The 23,557-nt window shown below is 64.8% G+C and carries 22 protein-coding genes; 12 read left to right on the top strand and 10 right to left on the bottom strand.

Annotated elements, in window-relative coordinates:
- Positions 1-4: 4 nt before the first annotated feature.
- From HQN78_RS14465 to HQN78_RS14445, 5 genes are all read left to right on the top strand, one after another.
- Positions 5-1,759, top strand: coding sequence for a cholesterol oxidase substrate-binding domain-containing protein (locus tag HQN78_RS14465; RefSeq protein WP_235084495.1), 1,755 nt, complete (start codon positions 5-7; stop codon positions 1,757-1,759).
- A gap of 147 nt (positions 1,760-1,906) precedes the next feature.
- A complete protein-coding gene (locus tag HQN78_RS14460) occupies positions 1,907-3,181 on the top strand; it encodes a Y-family DNA polymerase (protein WP_235084493.1) in 1,275 nt (424 codons plus the stop codon).
- Positions 3,182-3,232: 51 nt separating this feature from the next.
- Positions 3,233-4,732 carry an exonuclease domain-containing protein gene (locus HQN78_RS14455; protein WP_107798085.1) on the top strand — a complete coding sequence of 500 codons (1,500 nt, stop codon included), beginning with the start codon at positions 3,233-3,235 and terminating at the stop codon, positions 4,730-4,732.
- Positions 4,733-5,361: 629 nt separating this feature from the next.
- On the top strand, positions 5,362-6,219 hold the full coding sequence (locus HQN78_RS14450) for a DMT family transporter (protein ID WP_235084487.1): 858 nt from the start codon (positions 5,362-5,364) through the stop codon (positions 6,217-6,219).
- 61 nt (positions 6,220-6,280) lie between these two features.
- Entirely contained in the window at positions 6,281-6,979 is a 699-nt protein-coding gene (locus HQN78_RS14445; protein WP_235084483.1) for a B3/4 domain-containing protein, read from the top strand.
- Between the two features lie 218 nt (positions 6,980-7,197).
- Here the strand turns inward: HQN78_RS14445 and ubiB are convergent, their stop codons facing one another.
- The 5 genes from ubiB to queA form a co-directional block, all read right to left on the bottom strand.
- Positions 7,198-8,724 carry a ubiquinone biosynthesis regulatory protein kinase UbiB gene (ubiB, locus tag HQN78_RS14440; RefSeq protein ID WP_235084480.1) on the bottom strand — a complete coding sequence of 509 codons (1,527 nt, stop codon included), beginning with the start codon at positions 8,722-8,724 and terminating at the stop codon, positions 7,198-7,200.
- Positions 8,725-8,730: 6 nt separating this feature from the next.
- A complete protein-coding gene (locus HQN78_RS14435) occupies positions 8,731-9,315 on the bottom strand; it encodes an SCP2 domain-containing protein (protein ID WP_227106829.1) in 585 nt (194 codons plus the stop codon).
- Positions 9,316-9,536: 221 nt separating this feature from the next.
- Positions 9,537-10,271, bottom strand: coding sequence for a bifunctional demethylmenaquinone methyltransferase/2-methoxy-6-polyprenyl-1,4-benzoquinol methylase UbiE (gene ubiE, locus HQN78_RS14430; protein WP_048409245.1), 735 nt, complete (start codon positions 10,269-10,271; stop codon positions 9,537-9,539).
- 2 nt (positions 10,272-10,273) lie between these two features.
- Positions 10,274-10,645: a gamma-butyrobetaine hydroxylase-like domain-containing protein gene (locus tag HQN78_RS14425; protein ID WP_227106830.1), complete on the bottom strand. Its 372-nt coding sequence runs from the start codon at positions 10,643-10,645 to the stop codon at positions 10,274-10,276.
- Positions 10,646-10,681: 36 nt separating this feature from the next.
- On the bottom strand, positions 10,682-11,704 hold the full coding sequence (queA, locus tag HQN78_RS14420; RefSeq protein WP_235084475.1) for a tRNA preQ1(34) S-adenosylmethionine ribosyltransferase-isomerase QueA: 1,023 nt from the start codon (positions 11,702-11,704) through the stop codon (positions 10,682-10,684).
- Between the two features lie 279 nt (positions 11,705-11,983).
- On the opposite strand from queA, the gene aroQ reads away from it, so the two are divergent.
- From aroQ to HQN78_RS14395, 5 genes are all read left to right on the top strand, one after another.
- Positions 11,984-12,433 carry a type II 3-dehydroquinate dehydratase gene (aroQ, locus tag HQN78_RS14415; RefSeq protein WP_107801626.1) on the top strand — a complete coding sequence of 150 codons (450 nt, stop codon included), beginning with the start codon at positions 11,984-11,986 and terminating at the stop codon, positions 12,431-12,433.
- A 36-nt stretch (positions 12,434-12,469) separates the two neighbouring features.
- Positions 12,470-12,925, top strand: coding sequence for an acetyl-CoA carboxylase biotin carboxyl carrier protein (accB, locus tag HQN78_RS14410; protein WP_107798091.1), 456 nt, complete (start codon positions 12,470-12,472; stop codon positions 12,923-12,925).
- 126 nt (positions 12,926-13,051) lie between these two features.
- Complete coding sequence (gene accC / locus HQN78_RS14405) at positions 13,052-14,410, top strand: acetyl-CoA carboxylase biotin carboxylase subunit (RefSeq protein WP_235084448.1); 1,359 nt, start codon at positions 13,052-13,054, stop codon at positions 14,408-14,410.
- Complete coding sequence (gene prmA, locus HQN78_RS14400) at positions 14,410-15,306, top strand: 50S ribosomal protein L11 methyltransferase (protein WP_235084446.1); 897 nt, start codon at positions 14,410-14,412, stop codon at positions 15,304-15,306. The genes accC and prmA overlap by 1 nt, the downstream gene beginning before the upstream one ends.
- Entirely contained in the window at positions 15,267-16,409 is a 1,143-nt protein-coding gene (locus tag HQN78_RS14395; RefSeq protein ID WP_370646548.1) for a DUF3426 domain-containing protein, read from the top strand. Before prmA ends, HQN78_RS14395 begins: the two co-directional genes overlap by 40 nt.
- A 234-nt stretch (positions 16,410-16,643) precedes the next feature.
- Here HQN78_RS14395 and queF read toward each other — a convergent pair whose 3' ends face one another.
- The 3 genes from queF to murJ are packed head-to-tail and all read right to left on the bottom strand — an operon-like array spanning position 16,644 to position 19,838.
- Positions 16,644-17,483: an NADPH-dependent 7-cyano-7-deazaguanine reductase QueF gene (gene queF / locus HQN78_RS14390; RefSeq protein WP_253313782.1), complete on the bottom strand. Its 840-nt coding sequence runs from the start codon at positions 17,481-17,483 to the stop codon at positions 16,644-16,646.
- A 50-nt stretch (positions 17,484-17,533) separates the two neighbouring features.
- Positions 17,534-18,301: a CPBP family intramembrane glutamic endopeptidase gene (locus HQN78_RS14385; RefSeq protein ID WP_053077365.1), complete on the bottom strand. Its 768-nt coding sequence runs from the start codon at positions 18,299-18,301 to the stop codon at positions 17,534-17,536.
- Between the two features lies 1 nt (position 18,302).
- Positions 18,303-19,838 (bottom strand): murein biosynthesis integral membrane protein MurJ, encoded by a 1,536-nt coding sequence (gene murJ, locus HQN78_RS14380; RefSeq protein WP_227106845.1) that lies wholly within the window; start codon positions 19,836-19,838, stop codon positions 18,303-18,305.
- A gap of 126 nt (positions 19,839-19,964) precedes the next feature.
- Between murJ and rpsT the strand changes: the two genes are divergently transcribed.
- A complete protein-coding gene (rpsT, locus tag HQN78_RS14375; RefSeq protein WP_048409254.1) occupies positions 19,965-20,228 on the top strand; it encodes a 30S ribosomal protein S20 in 264 nt (87 codons plus the stop codon).
- Between the two features lie 93 nt (positions 20,229-20,321).
- Positions 20,322-21,377: a phospholipase A gene (locus tag HQN78_RS14370; RefSeq protein ID WP_227106847.1), complete on the top strand. Its 1,056-nt coding sequence runs from the start codon at positions 20,322-20,324 to the stop codon at positions 21,375-21,377.
- 84 nt (positions 21,378-21,461) lie between these two features.
- Here the strand turns inward: HQN78_RS14370 and HQN78_RS14365 are convergent, their stop codons facing one another.
- Together HQN78_RS14365 and HQN78_RS14360 are read right to left on the bottom strand one after the other, a co-directional pair.
- Entirely contained in the window at positions 21,462-22,616 is a 1,155-nt protein-coding gene (locus tag HQN78_RS14365) for an acetate/propionate family kinase (protein WP_235084440.1), read from the bottom strand.
- Positions 22,613-23,548 carry a phosphate acetyltransferase gene (locus tag HQN78_RS14360; RefSeq protein ID WP_235084438.1) on the bottom strand — a complete coding sequence of 312 codons (936 nt, stop codon included), beginning with the start codon at positions 23,546-23,548 and terminating at the stop codon, positions 22,613-22,615. Before HQN78_RS14360 ends, HQN78_RS14365 begins: the two co-directional genes overlap by 4 nt.
- Between the last annotated feature and the right edge of the window lie 9 nt (positions 23,549-23,557).

Below are 23,557 nucleotides of genomic sequence, written 5' to 3'. Positions count from 1 at the left end.
TGAAATGAGTTCGAATGATGCGGAAAAACCATTGGCCGCCAGCCGTCGCGACTTTTTGACCGGGGCCTTGAAATTGACTTCCGCCGGGGCTTTGGCGGGCTGGTTGCCGGCCGAGCGGATCATGGCGGCGAGGCTGACTTGCAGCCAGCCCAACAACTTCCCGGCGGACATTCCCCTATATAAGCAAAGCTTCAAAAACTGGGCCGGCGACATCAAGGTGGACGATGTCTGGACTTGCGCGCCGCGTTCCGCGGACGAAGTGGTGAAGGTGGCCAACTGGGCCAAGGACAACGGCTACAAAGTGCGCGCGCGCGGCATGATGCACAACTGGTCGCCGTTGACGCTGGCCGCCGGCGTCAGCTGCCCGGCGGTGGTCTTGCTGGACACCACGCGCTATCTGACCGCGATGTCCGTCGACGCCTCGGGCCCGGTGGCCAAGGTCACCGCCCAGGCCGGCATCACCATGGAAGCCTTGCTCACCGGAATGGAAAAGGCCGGTCTGGGCGTGACCGCCGCGCCGGCGCCCGGGGATCTGACCCTGGGCGGGGTGCTGGCCATCAACGGCCACGGCACCGCGATTCCGGCCAAGGGCGAACGCCGCCTGGCCGGCGCCAGCTACGGCTCGATCAGCAATCTGGTGCTCAGCCTCACCGCCGTGGTCTACGACAAGGCCAGCGGCAGCTACGCCTTGCGCAAGTTTGCCCGCAACGATCCGCAGATCGCGCCGCTGCTGGCGCACGTGGGCCGTTCGCTGATCGTGGAGGCCACTTTGCAGGCGGCGCCCAACCAGCGCTTGCGCTGTCAGAGCTGGTTCAATATTCCCTATACCGAAATGTTCGCCGCGGCGGGCAGCGGCGGGCGCACCTTCGCCAGCTATCTGGACAGCGCCGGCCGGGTGGAGGCGATCTGGTTCCCCTTCACCAGCAATCCCTGGCTCAAGGTGTGGACGGTGACGCCGAACAAGCCGCTGTTCTCCCGTCAGACCGACAAGCCGTTCAACTACCCCTTCTCGGATAATCTGCCCGACGAAGTGACCGATCTGGCCAACAAGATTCTGTCGCTGGGCGACGGCAAGCTGACGCCGGCCTTCGGCAAGGCGCAGTTCGCCGCGGCCAGCGCCGGCCTGGTGGCGACGGCCAGCTGGGACCTGTGGGGCTGGTCCAAAAACCTGCTGCTCTACGTCAAGCCCACCACCTTGCGCGTCACCGCCAACGGCTACGCGGTGCTGACCCGCCGCGAAAACGTGCAGCGCGTGCTCAACGAGTTCGTCACCTTCTATCAGGCGCGGGTGCAGGCCTATCAGCAACAGGGCCGCTATCCGATGAACGGGCCGGTGGAAATCCGCGTGACCGGGCTGGACGATGCTAGCGAAGTGGCGCTGAGCGGCGGCGTGGCGCCGGCCTTGTCCGCCATCCGCCCGCGGCCGGACCATCCGGAATGGAACGCCGCGGTGTGGCTGGACATCCTGACGCTGCCGGGCACGCCTTACGCCAACCAGTTCTATCGCGAGATAGAGCAGTGGATTGAGGCCAATTTCAACGGCTCCTACGCGGCGGTGCGTCCGGAATGGTCCAAGGGCTGGGGCTATACCGACCAGGCAGCGTGGGCGGATTCCGCCATGCTGCAAACGACCATTCCCAACGCCTTCCGCGCCGGCCAGCCGGCGGCGGCCAATTGGGATGCGGCCAAGGCGGCGCTGGCGACGTATGACCCCTACCGCCTGTTCTCCTCGCCCTTGCTGGACAGCCTGGGCCTCTGAACGGCTTTAGACGCTGGAGCTTGTTGAAGACGGCGCGCCCTCCGATGACGGCGCGCCGTTTTTTGCCGCGCGCTCGCCTCCGCCGGGCCGCGGGCGCTACACTGCAAGCATCGCCGCCGCGCCGGATTCGCGCCCCTTAGCCCAGCCATGTCCACCTGCTACGCCCAAGTCGATTGCAATTCCTTCTACGCTTCCTGCGAGCGGGTGTTCAACCCGCGCCTGGCCGGCGCGCCCATTGTCGTGTTGTCCAACAACGACGGCTGCATCGTGTCGCGCTCGGCCGAGGCCAAGGCGCTGGGCGTGCCGATGGGCGCGCCTTACTTCCTGCACAAGGCGCGGCTGGAGCAGCTGGGCGTGGCGGTGTTCTCGTCCAATTACACGCTGTACGGCGATTTGTCCGGCCGCGCGATGCGGCTGCTGGCCGGCTTCGCGCGCGCGCAGGAGGTGTATTCGATAGACGAATGCTTTCTGGACATCGGCGGCGAACCGGAACCGGAGCGGCTGGCGCAGCGGATGCGCGACGCCATGTCGCGCGGCCTGGGCCTGCCGGTATGCGTCGGCATCGGCCCCAGCAAGACCTTGGCCAAGCTGGCCAACCACCTGGCCAAGCTGGACCCGTCCCGCGACGGGGTGATGAATCTGCAAGCGCTGGACGCGGCGGAGCGGCGAACGCTGCTGGCCGAGGTGGCGGTGGAGGAGATCTGGGGCGTGGGCCGCAAGCTGTCGGCCAAGCTGCGTCTGGAGCGCATCGGCCACGCCGCGGCGCTGGCGGCGGCGGACCGGGATTGGCTGATCCGCCGTTTCGGCGTCACCGTGGCGCGCATCGCCGACGAACTGAACGGCCTGTCCTGCCTGAGCCTGGAAGAGGCGCTGCCGCCGCGGCAATCCTTGATGTCCACGCGCTCCTTCGGCCACAAGGTGACGCGTTTAGAGGAGGCGCGCGAGGCGGTGGCGATGCACGCGGCGCAGGTGGCGGAGCGCTTGCGGCGTCAGGGCTCGCTGGCTTCCTTTCTGCAGGTGAGCTTGCAGCGCGGCGTGTATCAGCAAGGCACGGTGCAGCGGGACAGCGAGGTGGTGCCCTTGTTGCCGGCCAGCGCGGACAGCCGGGTGCTGGCGGCCGCGGCCGGACGGGCGGTGGAGCGTTTGTGGCGGCCCGGCGCCGGCTATCAGAAATGCGGGGTGATGGCCTGGCAGCTGGTGGACGCGGAACGGGCGCAGCCGGATTTGTTCGCGGAGGGACCGGATCCGGAAAAGGCGCGGCGCCTGATGGCGGCGCTGGACGCGATCAACCATCGCATGGGCCGCGGCACGGTCAAGCTGTTGGCGGAAGGGCTGGAGCAGCCGTGGAAGATGAAGCAGGACATGTTGTCGCCGGCCTACACCACGCGCTGGGAGGACATCCCGGTGGCGAAGGCGAAGTAGGCGCGGCCGGATGCGGCGGAAAGCGGATGGGGCCACGGCTCTTGGAGTAAAATGCCGCTCTTGATTTGCAACCTGCGGGGCCAGGGCGGCGGCTATAGTGCAATCAAGCCGCCGCGCGCCGCACTTGAAAGCCAGACATTGAACCCTCTGTTTGCCCAGCCTTGCGCCATCGTCGACTTGGAAACCACCGGCGGCCACATCAGCCGCGACCGCATTACCGAGGTGGGCGTCATCCTGATCGACGGCGACCGGGTGGAGCGCTTCAGCTCTCTGATCAACCCCGGCCAGCCCATCCCTCCCTTCATCGAGAACATGACCGGCATCTCCGACGCCATGGTGGCGGCGGCGCCGAGCTTCGCCGACCTGGCCGAGCGCTTGCTGACCATGCTGTCCGGCCGCCTGTTCCTGGCGCACAACGCGCGCTTCGATTACGGCTTCCTGAAAAACGAATTCCGCCGCGCCGGACTGCGCTTTCAGAGCCAGTCGCTGTGCACGGTCAAGCTGTCGCGCCGGCTCTACCCGCAGTTTTTCAAGCACAGCCTGGACAGCCTGATAGAGCGTTACGACATCCGCCTGCCGGAGCGGCACCGGGCCTTGGCGGACGCGGAAGCGGTGCATCGCTTCCTAGGCATCGCCAGCCAGGAACTGGGCGAAGCGGCCGTGGGCGCGGCGATGGCGGCGGTATTGGCCGCGCCGCCGGAACTGGCCGGCCTGCCGGCGGCGCTGCAAGAGCAACTGGAGCTGCTGCCGGACGTGCCGGGGGTGTACGCGCTGTACGGGGAGGAGGGCAAACCCTTGTACGTGGGCAAGGGCGGCAATCTGCGCACGCGGGTGCTGGCGCATTTCGCCGCGGTCAAGGGCGGCGGCAAGAGCCGCGAGGTGCATATCGGCGAGCCCATCGGCCGGGTGGAGTGGCAGGAGACCCTGGGCGAGTTCGGCGCGCACTTGCTGGAACTGCGCTTGATTCACGCCTTGAAGCCGCAGCATAACCACCGCGGCAAGCTGAGCCCGGAGTTGTGCTCCATCCAGCTGGAGACGGAGGACGGCTTCACCCGCCCCAAGGTGGTGTACGCGCGCGAGCTGGATTTCAGCCGCACCGCGGATTTGTACGGCCTGTTCCGCCATGCGCGCGAGGCGCGCAAGATCCTGGCGGAAATCGCGCTGGGCAACGCGCTGTGCCAGTCGGTATTGGGCGTGGAGGCGGTGACCAGCCGTAAGGGCGCGCCGTGCGCGGCTTTGAAGCTGGGCCGCTGCCGCGGCGCCTGCATCGGCCGCGAGCCGGCGGAGGTGCACAATATCCGGCTGCTGGGCGCCTTGGCCAAGTTGAAGGTGAAGGCCTGGCCGTTCGCCGGCGCCATCGCGGTGGTGGAAACCGATGAGGTGACCGGCGAGCGCGCCGAGCATGTGTTCGACCGCTGGTGCTATCTGGGCTCGCGCCAGGGCGACGGCGGCCCGCTGGAGGGCGCGCCGTCTTTCGATCTGGACAGCTATAAGCTGCTGGAAGGCTGGCTGCGCAAGCCGGCGGAGGGCACGGCGCTGCGCGAGCTGTGAAGGGATGCGCTGTTGCATTCATGCCCGTCTCGGGCTCGGATAATCATGCGGGCACAGCTCAAACCGTGCCGGGCCGCCGCCGGAACCTTAAGGCGATGCGCGGAGGCGGACGTTTCCCTTTTTCATTACACCGCCTCTGTCCGTCCTTTGCATGTCATGGTTATAAAAGGCTTGATGCCGCCGCCGGGCAAGCGTGGTCAAAGGCGGGGCGGACATGAGATGCCTTGTTTTGTCCGTTCATTAAACTCCTGCTCAGCCTGTGCATAGGCAGCCGGCTTGTTGGCGTAAGCGGTATGAGCGCCTGGGGCTCGGGAGAGATTCATTGTGCCCGCCCTTGCGAAAACTCTGGGCCCGCATTCCCCTTCAGAAAGTCAAAAGCATCTTGGCCGCCTTATTTGAAATGTATCGATGTGAATAAGTGCTGTATGGCATAACTTGCCCAGGAATTCGCTGAACGCCATCGCCATGGATGGATGCTTGCGAAGCGAACTTTCTTGGAAGCTACGAAAATCAATAGCTATTGACGATATTTTTAAAGGCTTGATTTTAAATAGCGCGTGAAGTAAATCCGTTTGTGAGCTTAGCCATGAACGGAGGTGGAATTGTCAAACCGCACTCTCGGATATCTGATGTTGACGTTGGCGATGATGACTGTTGGTTCTACCGTGATCGCCTCAAAATTCATCGCGGGGAGCATGCCTCCTTTTTTTGCGACGGCGCTGCGGTTTGCTCTCGCACTGCCTGTGTTGATTCCCTTGCTTCTCCTGCAGAGGGAGAGGTGGCCAAAACTGACGCGCAGCGACGGGTTTTTGCTTCTGCTCCAGGCGGGGGCGGGGAGCGTCGGTTACACGACCTTGTTGATTTCCGGCCTGTCCTATCTTCCTGCCGCCGATGCGGGCGTAATCATTGGAACGCTTCCCGCGGTCTCCGCGCTTTTTTCTGTCATGGTTTTGGGGGAGCGGCCAAGCGCGCGGCTGCTCATTGCGGTAGGGCTCGCCACCATTGGTGTGATGGCGGTGGCGTGGAAAGGCTCCGGGCCGCTGTCTCTCATCGGCATGGCCTGCATCTTGGGGGCCGTCGTCTGCGAAAGCGCTTTCATTCTGCTCAACAAGCGCATGCGAGTGCCTTTGCGGCCATTGTTGCAGACCACGGCGATGACGGTTCTGGGTCTGTTGGTGTCGCTGCCGGTTGCCTTCCTCGAGCTGCCGTTTGCCATGCCGGGTTCCGAGGCGATTGCGGCGGTGATCTGGTATGCGCTGGTGCCGACCGTCGGCGGTTTTCTGTTGTGGTATGGCGGGGCCGCGCGGGTAAGCGGAAGCGAGGCCGCCACATTCACCGCCGTTGCGCCCTTGACTGCGGTGCTGCTTGCCGCGCTGGTTTTGGGCGAGCAAATTGAAATGTGCCAAGCCGTTGGCGTCGCGGCGGTGATGCTCGCCATTCTGGTGCTGACGATTCCGGCGCGTTTGAAGACGGTGCCGCAAGTGTGAGCGGCATTCGTTCATCCCGTGATGGCAAACCCAGGCATGACGACAAAGGGGGCTACGCAAGATGTACTTTCATCATTCTGACGAAGTGTGGGGGCGATTCCCGGAACTGAGAGCCCTGGTTCTGGTTCTGCGACAGGCTGGAAACGCCGGACTGAATGTGGGAGCGCTTGACTCCACTTATGCAGAGGTTGCCGCTCAGCAGGCGGAGAGGGCCGAGAGCGAGGTCCCGTCGCTGCAGGCATGGCGCCAAACCTATGCTGAGATGGGTTTGAAGCCCACGCAGTATCGCTGTGCGGCAGAGGCGCTGCTGCGCCGTTTCCGGAAGGAGGGATGCCTACCTCATGTCTTGCCGCTGATCGACGCGCTTAACGCGGAGTCCATGCATGCGGCCATTCCGATTGCGGCATTCGATTGCGCATGCCTTAGAGGGGGCGTGGTGGTCAGACCGGCGAACGGCCTGGAGGCGTGTCAGGCATTTTCCGGCGAGATTGAGCGGCCGGCCGTGGGTGAAATCATTTTTGCCGATGAGGATCATCAGGCGCATTCCCGCCGCTGGGTTTTCCGGCAAGGCGCTCAGTCGGTGATTTCGCCGACCACGGACACCGTGCTGATGGTGGCCGAGGCGCTGCACCCGCAGGCATGGGAAGACTTGCAGGCCTTGCGTGATCGGATTGGCATCCGGATGGGTGAAATGGGCGTGGCGATTGCCGAGGAAGACATATTGTCGCCCTCAAACCGGCGTTTCGAGTTTTCCCTGTGAAGAATGGAAGAGCTGTCCGTCCCGTCAGCCGCACCCAATAAAGATAAAAGCCCCGCTTGGCTTGGCAAGGGGGCTTGCAGACGCACGGAGCGCCGCCATTGAAACGGGCGCTCCTGTTTGCAGGATGGCGGGCGGCTGAAGCTTGGAAACCTTGATCCCGCCATGCCTGCTTGAGGGCCTGATGAAGCAGGGCATGAGTGAAATCATGCTTTACGAGGTCAGAGCCAGTTCTTCAGCAGCAAGGCCGCCAGCAGGATGGCGATCAGCGCCAGCAGCCAGTTCTGGCGCTTCTGTTCCCGCATCAGCTGGATGTAGCCGCTGATCAGCAGCTCGCTATTGGCGGAGGACAGCGCGTCATTCAGCTTGCGCGGCAGCGTGGGCAGGGTGGTGGCCCATTGCGGCGCTTCGTGCTTCAGCGTGCGCAGCAGGCCGCGCCAGCCTATCTGTTCGTTCATCCACTTGGTCAGGAAGGGCTTGGCGGTGTCCCACAGATCCAGATTGGGATCCAGTTGGCGGCCCAGGCCTTCGATATTGAGCAGGGTCTTTTGCAGCAGCACCAGTTGCGGCTGGATTTCCACATTGAAGCGGCGGCTGGTTTCGAACAGGCGCAGCAGCACCATGCCGAAGGAGATTTCCGACAGCGGCTTCTCGAAGATGGGCTCGCACACGGTGCGCACCGCCGCTTCCAGCTCCTCGGCGCGGGTGTCTTTCGGCACCCAGCCGGATTCGATGTGGGCGGTGGCCACGCGGTGGTAGTCGCGGTTGAAGAAGGCGAGGAAGTTGACCGCCAGATAGTGCTTGTCGGTGTCGGTCAGGGTGCCGACGATGCCGAAGTCCAGCGCGATGTAGCGGCCGTCGGCGGCGACGAAGATATTGCCCGGGTGCATGTCGGCGTGGAAGAAGCCGTGGCGGAACACTTGGGTGAAGAAGATTTCCACGCCGAAGCGGCTGAGCTTGGTGAGGTCCACGCCGGCTTCGCGCAGCCGGTCCACCTGGCCCACCGGGATGCCGTGCATCCATTCCAGCGTCAGCACGTCGCGGCTGGTGTAGTCGTAGAACACCTCGGGCACGATCAGCATGTCCGAGTTCTTGAAGTTGCGGCGCAGCTGCGAGGCGTTGGCGGCCTCGTGCATCATGTCCAGTTCGTCGTGCAGGTATTTGTCGAACTCGGCCACCACTTCGCGTGGCTTCAGCCGCTTGCCGTCGGTGAACAGCTTCTCCACCCAGCCGGCCAGCGTGCCCATCAGCGCCAGGTCTTGCTCGATCACCGGCTGGATGCCGGGGCGCAGCACCTTGACCGCCACTTCGCGGCCGCGGCCGCCGTCGGGCCGGCGCAGCCAGGCCTTGTGCACCTGGGCTACGGAGGCGCTGGCCACCGGGGTGTTGTCGAAATCGACGTAGAGTTCGTCCACCTTGCGGCCCAGGCTGCGTTCTATCATCTCGCGCGCCTGCAGGCCGTCGTAGGGCGGCACCCGGTCTTGCAGCCGGGCCAGTTCGTCCGCGTAGTCCGGCGGCAGCAGATCGCGGCGGGTGGACAGCACCTGGCCGAATTTGACGAAGATGGGTCCCAGGCTTTCCAGCGCCAGCCGTACCCGCTGCGGCAGCGGCGCGCTGGTGTCGCGGCGCAGCGGCAGCAGGCCGAACAGCTTGTGGACGAAGCCGAGCTTGGAATGGCCTTCCAGGAAGTCGTCCAGGCCGAAGCGGTAGAAGGTGGAAACGATCTTGATGAAGCGCGAAGTCCGCATGTGCCGTCAGGCCTTTGTCTGTTCTTGTTGCAGCGCGGCCTGCAGCCGCGCCAGGCGTTTTTCCAGGCGGCCGGCGTCGTCGCGCAAGGTGTCCACCGCGGCGACGAAGCCTTGCACCTGGCGGCGGCCGGCCAGCACCGGCGTTTCCTCGCGCAGATGCTCCACCCAGTTGGCGGCCAGCCGCCAGGCCACCTGGCCCTTGAAGCCGAGCAGGCCGCGGGCCAGGGTTTCCGCGCGCTGGGCGGCGGCGTCGCCCACCAGCCGGGACAGATCCTCGGCGGCGTTCCATTGCAGGCGGCCCAGCAGGCGGCCGACGGCGGCGGCCAGTTCGGCGTCGCCTTCCAGCTGGATGTCGCTCAGCGCCGGGTCGCGTCCGGCCGCCGCCGCCAGCGCGACGGCGTGTTTGAGCCGCACCGTGGCTTCCGGCTCGCCCTCGCAGGCGGCCAGCCAGCCGTCGTCGGTGAACACGCCGGCCACGTGGAAGGGCGGCAGCGCCACGGCGACGCGCCGGCCGGCGTGCGCGGCCAGTTCCGCCCGCACCGCCGGGTGTTGGTTCAACAGGTGGTTGAATGCCGCGATCTGGATGCCCATGCGCTGTCTCCGCCGTAATTGGAAGGTGAAAGGGTCTAAGGCCGCATTGCCGGAGCGCCGCGGATCGTAATCAGGCTCTTAGAAGCTGTTCAAAGTCTTGCGGGCAAGAGCGAGACAAGGCGAAAACGAGCGAAAAAGCGGAATGTACACCTGGCACATGAGCATTTTGAGCTTGGTTTCAACGCCGTATCGCTGAAGCGCTGCAGACCTTGAACAGGCTCTTAGAACTTGTAGCCCTTGTGCAGGGCCACCACGCCGCCGCTCATATTGTGGTAATCCACCTTGCCGAAGCCGGCGTCCAGCATCATCTGCTTCAGCGTTTCCTGATCGGGATGCATGCGGATGGATTCGGCCAGGTACTGGTAGCTGTCGGGGTCGTTAGCCACCAACTTGCCCATCACCGGCAGCGCCTTGAAGGAGTAGAAATCGTAGAACGGCGACAGCGGTTTCCAGACTTTGGAGAACTCCAGCACCATCAGCTTGCCGCCCGGCTTCAGCACCCGGCACATTTCCTTCAGCGCCGCGTCCTTGTGGGTCATATTGCGCAGGCCGAAAGCCACCGACACCGCGTCGAAGTAATTGTCGGGGAAGGGCAGCTTCTCGGCGTCGGCCAAGGACACCGGCAGCACCAGGCCGTCGTCCAGCAGCCGGTCGCGGCCCACGGTCAGCATGGAGCTGTTGATGTCGGTCAGCCACACTTCGCCGCTCTTGCCCACGCGCTTGGCCCAGCCGCGGGACAGGTCGCCGGTGCCGCCGGCGATGTCCAGCACCTTGTCGCCGGCCTTGACGCCGGAAGTGGTCAGGGTGAAGTGTTTCCACACCCGGTGCAGCCCGCCGGACATCAGGTCGTTCATCACATCGTATTTCTTGGCCACCGAGTGGAACACATCGGCCACCTTGGCGGCTTTTTCGCTTTCGGCAACGGTCTTGAAGCCGAAGTGGGTCGTCTTGTCCATGGTCACTCCCTGCTCGCGCCTGCGGCGGCGAGGCGATTGAGATAATCCTGCCAGTACTGGTCGCGCTTGGCGCCCAGCTCGTATAGATAGCTCCAGCTGTACAGTCCGCTGTCGTGGCCGTCGTCGAAGGTGATCTTCAGCGCGTAATGGCCCACCGGCTCCAGCGCGGTGACGGCGACATGGCGCTTGCCCGCTTGCAGCACTTCCTGGCCGGCGCCGTGGCCGCGCACTTCCGCCGAGGGCGAGTAGACGCGCAGGTATTCGCAGGGCAGCTCGAAGCGGGCGCCGTCGTCGAAGCTGATTTCCAGCACGCGCGACACCGCGTGCAGCTGGATTTCCTGCGGCGCGGGCGCGTCGGGAGAGAGTCCGGACATGGTCTGATCCTCAAAGGCGGCCGATTAAGCCGCGCATCAGTCTTTGCGTTCCAGCAGCATGGCGTCGCCGTAGCTGAAGAAACGGTATTCCTGCTCCACCGCGTGCTGGTAGGCGGCGCGGATTTCCTCGTAGCCGGCGAAGGCGGACACCAACATCAGCAGCGTGGACTTGGGCAGGTGGAAATTGGTCAGCAGGCGGTCCACCACCCGGAAGCGGTAGCCCGGGGTGATGAAGATGTCGGTTTCGCCGCAGCCGGCGGCCAGTTCGCCGCCGCGCGCGGCGGATTCCAGCGCGCGCATGCTGGTGGTGCCCACCGACAGCACTTTGCGGCCGGCGGCGTGGGCTTCTGCGATCAGCGCGCGGGTGGTTTCCGGCACTTCGTAGATTTCGCTGTGCATCTTGTGCTCGGCGATATTGTCCACCCGCACCGGCTGGAAGGTGCCGGCGCCGACGTGCAGGGTGACGTAAGCCAGTTGCACGCCCTTGGCGCGCAGCTGTTCCAGCATGTCTTCGGTGAAGTGCAGGCCGGCGGTGGGCGCGGCCACCGCGCCGCGCTCGCGGGCGTAGACGGTCTGGTAGCGCTCGTCATCCTCGTCGCCGGCGCCGCGTTCTATATAAGGCGGCAGCGGCAGCTTGCCGGAAGCTTCCAGGATGTCGAAGAGATTGTCCTCGGCCAGGAAGCGCAGCTTGAACAGTTCGCCGTGGCGCTCTACCATTTCCGCCTCCCAGCGATCGGCGAAGATCAGCCGGGTGCCGGGTTTGGGCGATTTGGACGCGCGGACGTGGGCCAGCGCGGTATGCGCGTCCAGCACGCGTTCTATCAGCGCCTCGATCTTGCCGCCGCTGGCTTTTTCGCCGAACAGCCGGGCCTTGATCACGCGGGTGTCGTTGAACACCATCACGTCGCCGGGGCTGACCTGATCGATGAAGTCGGTGAAGCGCAGATTGGCGCGGTCATGGCCGGCCACGCGCAGCAGGCGGCTGGCGCCGCGCTCTGCCGGAGGGTGCTGGGCGATCAGGTGCTCGGGCAGGTGGTAGTCGAAGTCGGAAAGCTGCATAAGGCGTAAAAGATTCAGAATCGGCAAATTATACCCGCGCCGCCGCCGGCCGGCATCAGCTTAGTGAGCGAAGTGGCGGGATTTGCGCTGAATCAACATCGATTTTCGGCCAGGCGGTAAAAACTTGCCAGGCGGAAAAACGCCCGTGGATACTAGTGCTTTGACTCGAAGATCCGCCGTGTTCGCCATCCAAACAACTGTTTGAAATGATGCAAAAGCTAGACATCTTGCAGCGAATTGCGGCAAACTCGCGCCCAAGATGATAAACAGGAGCAGGCTTTGACCGGAAAAATCCTCGTGTTGCATGGCCCCAACCTCAATCTGCTGGGACAGCGGGAGCCGCAGCACTACGGCCGGGAAACGCTTGACGATATCAACCAGCGGCTGGAACAGCAGGCTAGCGCCGCGGGGTTTGAATTGTCGGCATTGCAGAGCAATGCGGAACATGTGTTGATTGATCGCGTGCAGCAGTGCCTGCATGACGGTACTGCCTTCATTCTGGTCAATCCGGCCGCTTTCACCCATACCAGCGTCGCCTTGCGCGACGCGCTGGCGGCGGTGCAAGTGCCGTTTATCGAAGTCCACCTTTCCAACGTTCATGCCCGCGAACCGTTCCGCAAGCATTCCTATTTCTCCGACCTCGCGGTCGGCGTGATCTGCGGACTCGGCGCCCACGGCTATGAACTGGCGCTTGCGCACGCCATCCGGCATCTTGCCGCGCAGGCCTAACTCACTCTACCGAATATCCCACTCGAAGGATTATCAATGGATCTCCGTAAACTCAAGAAGCTGATCGATCTCGTCGAGGAATCCGGCATCGCCGAACTCGAAGTGACCGAGGGGGAAGAAAAAGTCCGCATTACCCGCGTATCCGCCGCGCCGCAGATGGCCTACGCTCAGCCGATGACCGCGCTGCAAGTGCCCAACGCCCAAGCCGCCGCCGTGGCCGCTCCGGCCGCCGAAGCCGCCGCGCCGGCCAACAACGACAAGAACGCGATGAAGTCGCCGATGGTGGGCACCTTCTATCGCTCGCCGAGCCCGGGCGCCAAGAGCTTCATCGAAGTGGGTCAGAGCGTCAACGCCGGCGACACCCTGTGCATCATCGAAGCGATGAAGCTGATGAACGAGATCGAAGCCGACCGCTCCGGCGTGGTCAAGGCCGTTCTGGTCGAAGACGGCCAGCCGGTGGAATTCGGCGAGCCGTTGTTCATCATCGAGTAAGCCAGACGACAGGCAGACGGCAAGGGGGCACGGCGCAGCGTCTGTGCCCTTGTCGTTTGCCACGACAGCATTGGCGGCCCCCGCCGGCGACGACGCCGGCCGCGGAATCCGCCAGCGGAGAATTCCATGTTTGAAAAAATTCTGATTGCCAACCGGGGTGAAATCGCCCTGCGCATCCAGCGCGCCTGCCGCGAGATGGGCATCAAGACCGTGGTGGTGCATTCCGAGGCCGATCGCGAAGCCAAGTATGTGAAGCTGGCCGACGAATCGGTCTGCATCGGCCCGGCGCCCAGCGGCAAGAGCTATCTGAACGTGCCGGCCCTGATCGCCGCCGCCGAGGTGACCGATTCCCAGGCCATCCACCCGGGTTACGGCTTCTTGTCGGAAAACGCCGACTTCGCCGAGCGCGTCGAGCAGTCCGGCTTTGTGTTCATCGGTCCGCGTCCGGACACCATCCGCATGATGGGCGATAAGGTGTCGGCCAAGAACGCGATGATAGAAGCGGGCGTGCCCTGCGTGCCGGGCTCCGAAGGCGCTTTGCCGGACGATCCGGCCGAGATCGTCAAGATCGCCAAGAAGATCGGTTTCCCGGTGATCATCAAGGCCGCCGGCGGCGGCGGCGGTCGCGGCATGCGCGTGGTGCATACCGAGGGCGCGCTGATCAATTCGGTGCAGATGACCCGCACCGAAGCCGGCGCGGCTTTCGGCAATCCCACCGTCTACATGGAAAAATTCCTGGAAGAGCCGCGCCACATCGAAATCCAGATTCTGGCCGACGAATACGGCAACGCCATCTATCTGGGCGAGCGCGACTGCTCGATGCAGCGCCGCCACCAGAAGATCATCGAGGAAGCGCCTGCGCCGGGCATCACCGACAAGCAGCGCCAGAAGATTGGAGAAGCCTGCGCCGAAGCCTGCCGTCGCATCGGCTACCGCGGCGCCGGCACTTTTGAATTCCTGTTCGAGCGCGGCGAGTTCTACTTCATCGAGATGAACACCCGCGTGCAGGTTGAGCACCCGGTGACCGAGATGATCACCGGCATCGACATCGTGCAGGAACAGATCCGCATCGCCGCCGGCGAGAAACTGCGCTACAAACAGAAGGACGTGGTGTTGCGCGGCCATGCGATGGAGTGCCGGATCAACGCCGAGGACCCGTTCACCTTCGTGCCGTCCCCGGGCAAGATCGAAAGCTATCACCCGGCCGGCGGCCCGGGCATCCGCATCGATTCGCATATTTACCAGGGCTACACCGTGCCTTCGCATTACGATTCCATGGTGGGCAAGCTGATCGCCTTTGGCGATACCCGCGAGCAGGCGATGGCGCGGATGCGGGTGGCGCTGTCGGAAATCTCCATTTCCGGCATCAAGACCAATATCCCGCTGCATCAGGAACTGTTCATGGACGCGGCCTTCCAGCGCGGCGGCACGTGCATTCACTATCTGGAGCAGCGTTTGTCGCAGCAGAAAAAAGGGGGCGCGTGATGGCCTGGCTGCAAGCCACCATTGACGCCGAGTCAACCGTCGCCGAGCGTCTGGCCGACGCGCTGATGGACGCCGGCGCGCTGTCCACCGCGATCGAAGACGCTTTTGCCGGCACCGAGCGCGAAGAGCCGATTTTCGGCGAACCCGGCGAGCCGGTGGACAAGCTGTGGAGCCGCAGCCGCATCATCACGCTGTTTGATGAAGCGGCCGACGTGGCGCTGCTGATTGCCGCCGCCGCCAACGCCTGCGGCCTGAGCCTGCCCAGCTACAATGTGGAGCGGGTGGAAGAGCAGGACTGGGTGCGTCTGACCCAGTCGCAGTTCGACCCGATCCGGATTTCCGACCGTCTGTGGATCACGCCGACCTGGCACGAGCCGCCGGCGCCGAACGCGGTCAATCTGCAACTGGATCCGGGCCTGGCCTTCGGCACCGGCAGCCATCCGACCACGCGCTTGTGCCTGCAATGGCTGGACGCCCAGCTGCAAGGCGGCGAAAGCGTGCTGGACTACGGCTGCGGTTCCGGCATTCTCGCCATCGCCGCGCTCAAGCTGGGCGCGGCCTCCGCCTTGGGCGTGGACATCGACGCGCAGGCGGTGCGGGCCAGCCAGGACAACGCGGAACAGAACCAGGTCAAGGCGGATTTCTGTCTGCCTGACCAGAACCCGGAAGCGGTCTACGACGTGGTACTGGCCAATATTCTGGCCAATCCGCTGCGCATGTTGGGCCAGTTGCTGGCGAGCCACGTCAAAACCGGTGGTAGAATCGTGCTTTCAGGCATTCTCGCCGAACAAGCCGAAGAACTGTCGGCCATCTATGAACAGTGGTTCCAGATGGACGCTCCGGTGTTCGACGAAGGATGGACCAGACTGACAGGAACCCGACGCCCCACGGTATGACATATACGACACAGTGCCCCAATTGCCAGACACGCTTCAAGGTCAATGATGCCCAATTAGCGGCCGCCAATGGCTTGGTGCGCTGCGGGCGCTGTTCGCATGTGTTCAACGCCACCGAGCATTTCGTCGCGGCGGAAGCGCCGCCGGCGGAACCTCCGCGCGCGGCGGCGCCGCCCGTCCAGACTCAGGCTCGGCAGAGCGAGGCGCTGGACGATTTCGAGCTGGAAGTGCCGGATTTCGATCCGGGCTCCAGCGCGACGGAAGCGCCGCCGGACGAACTGCTGATGCCGCCGCCGATGGCGGAGGCGGAGGAAGCCCCGGCCGCGCGCGCCGATGTCGAGGAGTTCCAGCGCGCACTGGCGGAGGCGATGCAGAATCGCCATGTCAGCGCGCCGCTGGGCAACCCCTTTGACGCCGAGCCGCCTGCCGCGGCGGAACCCGCGCCGGAGGTGTTCGGCAACCGCCGCCGCCCCGCGCCTGAGCCGGTGGCGGAGCCTGCGCCGGCAGCGGTTCCGGAACCCAAGTTCGAAGAGCCGCCCGCCAAGCCGGCGCCGGAGGCGCGCGTCGAGCCGCCGTCCAGCCACGGCGAAGACGAGCCGGACGAATCGCCGCGAAGACGCCATCCGGCGCTGACCTTCCTGGCCGTCGTCGCCTCGGCGATAGGCGTGCTGGTGTTGGCCGGTCAATTGGTGTATTTCAACCGCACCCGCATCGCCGCGGAAGTGCCGGAATTGCGCCCGACGCTGGAAAACCTCTGCGGCGCCGTAGGCTGCGCCGTGCCCTGGCCCACCGATATCGCCCGCGTGCGCACGGAGTGGTCGGAACTGGCTTTCGTCCCGGATTTCCCCAATCTGATCCAGCTGTCCGCCACGCTGAAGAACCACGCCACTTATTCCCAGGCCTATCCGATGCTGGAAGTGACCTTGAAGGACTCGGACGACCAGGTGCTGATCCGCAAGGTGTTCGCGCCCAAGGAGTATTTGAAGCCGGACGATTTCAAGCTCGGCCATTTCAATTCCAATAGCGAGGTCAAGGTCACCATGCGGCTGGACGCCGGCAAGGTGCATGCGATGGGGTATAGCCTTTATTGGTTCTATCCTTAAGAGCCTGTTTACGATCTGCTACGCGTCGGCGGAATAGTTAGACAAGGGCGTTAAAAACGCTTTCATAATGCTCATGTAGCACCTGTATATTCCGCTTCTTCAACCGTTTTTGCCTTGTCTCGCCCTAGCTCGCGAGATCGTAAACAGGCTTTAAGATCCATTGATCATTGCTTCCAGAACGACAAAAAGGCCGGCATTCGCCGGCCTTTTTGCTTTTCCCGCTTAGAAAGGGTCTTATTGCCGCGCGGTGCGGGTGTTGCCCACCGGCATCTCGCCGCAATTGCTGCGGAAGGGGTTGATGTCCAGTCCGCCGCGGCGGGTGTAGCGCGCGTAGACGGTGAGGCGGCTCGGCGCGCAGGCGCGGAGCAGATCGGTGAAGATGCGCTCCACGCATTGCTCGTGGAATTCATTGTGCTGGCGGAAGCCTATCAGGTAGCGCAGCAGCGCCTCGCGGTCCAGCCGCGGGCCGGTGTAGCGGATCTGCACGCTGCCCCAGTCCGGCTGGCCGGTGACCAGGCAGTTGGATTTCAGCAGATGGCTGCACAGGGTCTCGCTGACAATGTCGCCGGCGTCGGCGCGCAGAATCTGCGGGCAGGGCGCGTAGTTGTCCACTTCGATGTCCAGATCGTCGATGCAGTCGCCGGCCAGTTCGGCCACGGTTTCGCCGCCGAACTGCTGCGGCAGCATGATGTCGACGCCTATCGGCTTGCCGGCGGCGGCGGACAGGTCCGCGGCCAGCTGGCGGCGCAGCGCGTCCAGGCCGGCCATCCGGGTCTGGTTATAGCTGTTCAGATAGAGCTTGAAGGATTTGGATTCGATCAGGTTCGGGCTGTCGGCCGGGATGCGGAAGGCGGCGATGCCCACCTGGGGCTTGCCGCGGGCGTTGAGCCAGGACAGTTCGAAACCGGTCCAGATGTCCACGCCGGCAAAGGGCAGCGCGGCGGCGTCCACGCCGATTTCGTCGCGCTTGGCCTGGCGCGGGATCGGAAACAGCAGATGGGGATCGTAATGATCCTGGTAGCTGACGGTTTTGCCCAGAGGGGATTGCTCCGGGGACATGGCTTGAGTGTTCATGGCTTGAATTATATCGATTTTCAAAGAGGCGGCAGATCGTGAGCCGCTTTTTAAAGCAGGCCCTTGCGCCACAGCGCCATCAAATCCATGGTCAGCGCCACGCTGCAATGCAGCGCGATGCCCAGCCAGATGGAACGGTAGCGGTAGCTGAGCGCGCCCAGCGCGACGCCGGCTACGATGGCGGCCAGGCTCTCCAGCAGCGGTTTCTCAAAATGGATCATGCAGTAGGGCAGCACCATCACGAAGACGGCGCTGACGCCCAGCCGCGGTTTGAGGCCGTGCACCATATAGCCGCGGAAGAAGAACTCCAGCGCGGCGAACTGGGCGAAATACAAGAGCTCCCACAGCAGCCAGTGCGGCCATAAGCTCTCGCCGGGGCTGAGCCGGAAGAAGGGGTAGATCTTCAAAAAGCCCGGCTGGCCGGACGCCCACCATACCAAGGGCAGCATCAGGGCGTAGAACAGCGGGAACAGCTTCAGGTCCGTCTTCAGCGTGGCGCGGTCCGGCCAGGCCAGGCCGAAGTCGGCCAGCGGGCGGCGATCCAGCAGCCGGATGGCCAGCAGCGGCAGCAGGCAGTAGCTGGCGATGCTGGCCAGCGCCCAGTAGGCGGCGCGGTAGAGATCGGTGTCCGGGTTGTGCACCACCTGCTGGCGGAAGGACAAGCCCAGCGCCGGCCACCATTGCAGCAGCCAGTCCATCATCCAGTAACGGTTGGCGGGGTAGTAGAGCAAGGTCAGGCACAGGCAGCTGACCAGCAGCACGCCGGCGGTCTGACGGTCGGCCGGCGTCAGAAGAGGAGCGCGCGGGCCGGCCGGCATCTCAGCGCTCGCGGCGCATGAAGTCGCGCGGGCGGAAGCCGAGCGCGAACAGCGCGGCGAAATAGACGGCCGCGCCGGCCGACACCAGCAGGCTCAGCCAGGCCACGCGTTGCCAGGCCGGGCCGTGCCAGTGGACGGGCAGCAGCCATTGCAGCGCCAGCAGCGCGGCGGCCATGGCCGCGATGGCCACGGCCATCTTGCTGAGGAAGCCGCCCCAGCCGGCCGAGGGCTGGTAGATGCCGCGCTTGAGCAGCGCGCGCAGCAGCAGGCCGGCGTTGAGGCAGGAGGCGAGGCCGATGGACAGCGCCAGGCCGGCGTGCTTGAGCGGAAACACGAAGGCCAGGTTCATCAGCTGGGTCAGGCACAGGGTGATCAGCGCGATGCGCACCGGGGTCTTGATGTCCTGGCGCGCGTAGAAGCCGGGCGCCAGCACCTTGACCAGGATCAGGCCGAGCAGGCCGAAGGAGTAGGCGATCACCGCCTGCTGCGACATCAGCGCGTCGTGGGCGGTGAATTTGCCGTAGGTGAACAGGGTGGCCAGCAGCGGGCCGGACAGCAGGCCCAGGCCCACCGTGGCCGGCACCGCCAGCAGCAGGGACAGGCGGATGCCCCAGTCCAAGAGCACGCTGAACTCCCCGTCGGAGCGGGTGGCGGCGTGTTTGGACAGCGAGGGCAGCAGGATGGTGCCCAGCGCCACGCCCAGCACGCCGGAGGGGAACTCCATCAGCCGGTCGGCGTAATACATCCAGGACACGCTGCCGGTGGGTAGGAAGGAGGCGAAGGTGGAGTTGATCAGCAAGGAGATCTGCGCCACCGACACGCCGAAGATGGCCGGTCCCATTTGCCGGATCACGCGCCAGACCGCCGGGTCGCGGAAGGCGAACACCGGGCGCGCCAGCATGCCTATCTGCTTCAGGAAGGGCAGCTGCCACACCAGTTGCACCAGGCCACCGACGAAGACCGCCCAGGCCAGCGCCATGATGGGCGGATCGAAGCGGCTGCTGAAGAACAGCGCGAACACGATGAAGCTCAGGTTGAGGAAGGTGGGCGTGAAAGCCGGAATCGAGAACTTGCCCCAGCTGTTGAGCACGCTGCCGGTCATGGAGGACAGCGAAATGAAGAAGATATAAGGAAAGGACACGCGCAGGATGTCGGCGAACAAGGCGGCCTTGGCCGGCTCGCGGTAAAAGCCGGGCGCGGATATCCACATGATCAGCGGCGCGGCCAGCATGCCCACGGCGGTGACCAGCAGCAGCACAGAGCCCAGCACGCCGGTGATTTTGGCGATGAATTCCCGGGTTTCCTCTTCGCTGCGCTGGTTCTTGTATTCGCCGAGAATGGGCACGAAAGCCTGCGAGAACGCGCCTTCGGCGAACAGGCGGCGCAGCATATTGGGAATCTTGAAGGCGGCGTTGAAGGCGTCGGCGGCCATGCCGGCCCCGAAAACGCGGGCGATGATGGTATCGCGGACCAGACCCAGGATGCGGGACACCATGGTCATGCTGCTGACAGCAGCCAGAGCCTTGAGCAGATTCATGTTGCGGGTGGTTTATCTAGCGTTGAGCAAGCCCGCTAGTGTACGCCGCCAGGTTTATTGTTGCAAAACCTGAGTTTAGGGCTTAGAATCGCGGGTTTCAGATTCCGCTCATCAGGAGAAAGATTCATGGCTAACAGCGCACAAGCTCGCAAGCGTGCACGCACAGCCCTTAAGCAGCGCGCGCACAACGCCAGCCTGCGTACTGCGTTCCGTACCGCAGTTAAGAAAGTGCTCAAGGCAGTTGAAGCAGGCGATAAAGCCGCTGCCAAGGTAGTGTTCCAGACTTCCGAAAAAGTGATTGACCGCATTGCTGACAAGGGCGTGTTCCACAAGAACAAGGCCGCTCGTCACAAGAGCCGTCTGTCGGCTCAGATCAAGGCCATGGCCTGATCACAGCCCAGCGCTGAAGAATACGCAAAGGCTCCGCATCGCGGAGCCTTTTGTGTGTCTGGCGCATCGATTTCCCTCGCTGGAGGCATGGCTATGTCGGGATGGACGGCTTGGGCGCTGGCTTTGTGCGCGGCGCAGACCCTGGCGGCGGAACTGCCGCAGCAACTGGCCGATTGCGGCCGCCTGGCGGACGCCAGGCTGCGTCTGGCCTGCTACGACGGGCTGGCGGCCGCTGTGCCCGCCGCAGCGGCGCCCGCAGCGCCGTCTTCCGCCGCCGCCGCGCCTCCGGAGCGCCCGCTTCCGGCCGCCGGCGTCGAGCCGGATGCCGCGCCGGCTCCCAGCCGGCTGGCCGAAGCCTGGGATCTGGACGGGCGCTCGCGCGGCGACACCTTCGGGTTTCGCCTATACCGCCCCAATTACTATTTGCCGGTCTGGCAGATGGCCAAGCCCAATAACGAGCCGCAGTCGCCGACCCGGCCGCCCAGCCAGACGCCGGGCGGGGAACTGGACAAGACCGAGGCCAAGTTCCAGCTGTCGTTCAAGACAAAGGTGTGGGAAGACATTTTCGATACCCCGCTGAACCTGTGGTTCGCCTACACCCAGCAATCGCATTGGCAAATCTACAACCAGGCGCATTCCGCGCCGTTCCGCGGCACCGACTACGAGCCGGAACTGATTCTTACCTTCCCCTTGCCGTCCGCCTGGGCCTGGGGCGACACCCGGCTGCGTATGGGCGGCCTGGGGTTGTTGCATCAATCCAACGGCCGCGCCAATCCCTTGTCGCGCAGCTGGAACCGGGTGTACGCGATGGCGGCGCTGGACAACGGTCCGTTCACGCTGCAAGGCCGCTGGTGGGCCAGGCTGCCGGAGTCCGGCGACAAGGACGACAATCCCGACATCGTCAAATACATGGGGCACGGGGATCTGCAGGCGATCTACCAGTACCGCGGCCAGACTTTCAGCGCCATGTGGCGGCCCAATTTCGACAGCGGCAAGCATGGACTGCAACTGGACTGGAGTTTCCCGGTGAAGGGCAAGCTGCGCGGTTATGTGCAGGCTTTCGACGGTTACGGCGAAAGCCTGATCGATTACAACGTGCGCACCCGCGCGCTGGGCGTGGGGCTGACGATGAGCGACTGGCTGGAGTGAGTCTCGCCAGCTTTGGAGTTCGCTGCGCGGCTGTTGAAAAGATTGTGAACAGGTAGCAGGCCCGCCCATGGGCGGGCCCTGCGCTTATTGCAGCAGCGCGGCCGCCTGGCGCGCCATTTCGCCTTCCTCGTCGGTAGGCAGCACATAGGCCGCGCGCGGGCTGGCGGCGGTGGTCAGCCGCCGCGCCTGGGCCAGATTGGCGGCCTGGTCGGCTTCAAAGCCCAGCCAGGCCAGCTGTTGCAGCACCCGGCCGCGCACTTCCGGCGAGTGCTCGCCCACGCCGGCGGTGAACACCACCGCGTCCAGCCCCTTCATCGCCGCCGCCAGGCTGGCCACTTCCCGCGCCACCCGGTAACAGAACAGCTCGATGGCCTCGCGCGCCGCTGGCAAATCGCTGGCCAGCAGTTCGCGCATGTCTGAGGACAGGCCGGAGACGCCGAGCAGGCCGGAGTTCTTGTACAGCTCGCGTCTCACCTCGGCCACGCTCATGCCGGCCTGTTCCTGCCAGTAGAGAATGACTTCCGGGTCGATATAGCCGGGGCGGCTGCCCATCATCAAGCCGTCCACCGCGGAGAAACCCATGCTGGACGCCATGCTGCGGCCGGCGTCCAGCGCGCAGGCGCTGGCGCCGCTGCCCAGGTGGCAGACCACCACCTTGGCGCGCTCCAGGCCCAGTTCCGGCAGCCGCCTGGCAATGGCGGCGTAGGACAGGCCGTGGAAGCCGTAGCGGCGGACGCCCTCGTCATGCCAATGGCGGGCGATGCCGAAGCGGGTGGCCACTTCCGGCTGTTGAGCGTGGAAGGCGGTGTCGAAGCAGGCGAACTGCGGCAATCGGGCGTCGTATTCCTCGAAGGCGGCGATCACCGACAGGCTGACCGGCTGATGCAGCGGCGCCAGCGCCACGTAGTCCTCCAGCTGGGCGCGGATGTCGGCGTCCAGCCGCATGGCGGCGGTGAAACGGCCGCCGCCGTGCACCACGCGGTGCACCACGGCCAGCGGTTCCAGCTGCTGATCGGCCAGGCTGTTGATCACCGCGGCGATGGCGCTGCCGCGGCTGCCGTCGTCCAGCGCGTGGCGGCTCAGCGTCTGGCCCTTGCCGTCCAGCAATTGCAGCTCCGGCTTGGCCTGGCCGAAGCGGTCCACCATGCCGCGCGCCAGCAATTGGCGGCCGTCCGGCGCGAAGGCGCGGAATTTCAGCGTGGAGGAGCCGGCGTTGACGGCGAGCAGCACCCGGCTCATGTCCGCTGTCCGCTTTGCCGGCGTTTGTGCGCCAGCAAATTGGCCACGGCGGCGGAGGCGAGGCGGCCGTTCGCGTCGTCGGCGCGGCTGGTCAGCACGATGGGCGCGCGCGCGCCCATCACGATGCCGGCGGAGGCCGCGGCGGCCAGATACGTCAGCTGCTTGCCCAGCATATTGCCGGCCTCAAGATCCGGCACCAGCAGGATGTCGGGATCGCCGGCCACCGGCGAGACGATGCCCTTGCTGTCGGCGGCTTCGCGCGAGATGGCGTTGTCGAAAGCCAGCGGGCCGTCGAGGATGGCGCCGGTGATCTGGCCGCGGTCCGCCATCTTGCACAGCGCGGCGGCGTCCAGCGTGGAGCGCATCGCCGGATTGATGGTTTCCACCGCGGCCAGGATGGCCACCTTGGGCTGGCGTATGCCCAGCGCCTGGGTCAGGTCGATGGCGTTTTGACAGATGTCGCGCTTGGTCAGCAGGTCCGGTTCGATATTGATCGCGGCGTCGGTGATGAAGAGATAGCGCGGATAGGTCTCCACCTTCATGATCCAGACGTGGCTGATGCGGCGGTCGGTACGGATGCCGGTGCCGCGCGCCAGCGCTTCGCCCATGAATTCGTCGGTGTGCAGGCTGCCCTTCATCAGGATGTCGGCGTAGCCGTCGCGGACCAGGCTCACCGCCTGTTCGGCGGCGGCGTGGCTGTGCGGCACGTCGACCAGCTCGAAGCGGCTCAGGTCCACTTCCAGTTCGTCGGCCAGCTTGGCCAGCCTGGCGGCGGGGGCCACCAGGATGGGGGTGGCGATGCCGTGGTCGGCGGCTTCCACCGCGCCCAACAGCGCCTCGCGGCTGCAGGGGTGGGTCACCGCCATCGGCAGCGGCCCCAGGCCGACGGCCTGTTGCAGGATGTCGGAAAAAGCGTGTTCGTCGCGTGTCATGGCGTGTTC

It is taken from the genome of Chromobacterium sp. Beijing, from assembly GCF_021496765.1.
Lineage (GTDB): Bacteria > Pseudomonadota > Gammaproteobacteria > Burkholderiales > Chromobacteriaceae > Chromobacterium.
Note: the sequence above shows the minus strand (reverse complement) of the source record. Positions and strands in the feature narration are given on the sequence as shown.

Excerpts from the sequence above, each read along its gene's own strand:
- HQN78_RS14465 (WP_235084495.1), top strand. The coding sequence starts at position 5 with ATGAGTTCGAATGATGCGGAAAAACCATTGGCCGCCAGCCGTCGCGAC.
- HQN78_RS14460 (WP_235084493.1), top strand. The coding sequence starts at position 1,907 with ATGTCCACCTGCTACGCCCAAGTCGATTGCAATTCCTTCTACGCTTCC.
- HQN78_RS14455 (WP_107798085.1), top strand. The coding sequence starts at position 3,233 with ATGCCGCTCTTGATTTGCAACCTGCGGGGCCAGGGCGGCGGCTATAGT.
- HQN78_RS14450 (WP_235084487.1), top strand. The coding sequence starts at position 5,362 with ATGTTGACGTTGGCGATGATGACTGTTGGTTCTACCGTGATCGCCTCA.
- HQN78_RS14445 (WP_235084483.1), top strand. The coding sequence starts at position 6,281 with ATGTACTTTCATCATTCTGACGAAGTGTGGGGGCGATTCCCGGAACTG.
- ubiB (WP_235084480.1), bottom strand. The coding sequence starts at position 8,724 with ATGCGGACTTCGCGCTTCATCAAGATCGTTTCCACCTTCTACCGCTTC.
- HQN78_RS14435 (WP_227106829.1), bottom strand. The coding sequence starts at position 9,315 with ATGGGCATCCAGATCGCGGCATTCAACCACCTGTTGAACCAACACCCG.
- ubiE (WP_048409245.1), bottom strand. The coding sequence starts at position 10,271 with ATGGACAAGACGACCCACTTCGGCTTCAAGACCGTTGCCGAAAGCGAA.
- HQN78_RS14425 (WP_227106830.1), bottom strand. The coding sequence starts at position 10,645 with ATGTCCGGACTCTCTCCCGACGCGCCCGCGCCGCAGGAAATCCAGCTG.
- queA (WP_235084475.1), bottom strand. The coding sequence starts at position 11,704 with ATGCAGCTTTCCGACTTCGACTACCACCTGCCCGAGCACCTGATCGCC.
- accB (WP_107798091.1), top strand. The coding sequence starts at position 12,470 with ATGGATCTCCGTAAACTCAAGAAGCTGATCGATCTCGTCGAGGAATCC.
- accC (WP_235084448.1), top strand. The coding sequence starts at position 13,052 with ATGTTTGAAAAAATTCTGATTGCCAACCGGGGTGAAATCGCCCTGCGC.
- prmA (WP_235084446.1), top strand. The coding sequence starts at position 14,410 with ATGGCCTGGCTGCAAGCCACCATTGACGCCGAGTCAACCGTCGCCGAG.
- HQN78_RS14395 (WP_370646548.1), top strand. The coding sequence starts at position 15,267 with ATGGACCAGACTGACAGGAACCCGACGCCCCACGGTATGACATATACG.
- queF (WP_253313782.1), bottom strand. The coding sequence starts at position 17,483 with ATGAACACTCAAGCCATGTCCCCGGAGCAATCCCCTCTGGGCAAAACC.
- HQN78_RS14385 (WP_053077365.1), bottom strand. The coding sequence starts at position 18,301 with ATGCCGGCCGGCCCGCGCGCTCCTCTTCTGACGCCGGCCGACCGTCAG.
- murJ (WP_227106845.1), bottom strand. The coding sequence starts at position 19,838 with ATGAATCTGCTCAAGGCTCTGGCTGCTGTCAGCAGCATGACCATGGTG.
- rpsT (WP_048409254.1), top strand. The coding sequence starts at position 19,965 with ATGGCTAACAGCGCACAAGCTCGCAAGCGTGCACGCACAGCCCTTAAG.
- HQN78_RS14370 (WP_227106847.1), top strand. The coding sequence starts at position 20,322 with ATGTCGGGATGGACGGCTTGGGCGCTGGCTTTGTGCGCGGCGCAGACC.
- HQN78_RS14365 (WP_235084440.1), bottom strand. The coding sequence starts at position 22,616 with ATGAGCCGGGTGCTGCTCGCCGTCAACGCCGGCTCCTCCACGCTGAAA.
- HQN78_RS14360 (WP_235084438.1), bottom strand. The coding sequence starts at position 23,548 with ATGACACGCGACGAACACGCTTTTTCCGACATCCTGCAACAGGCCGTC.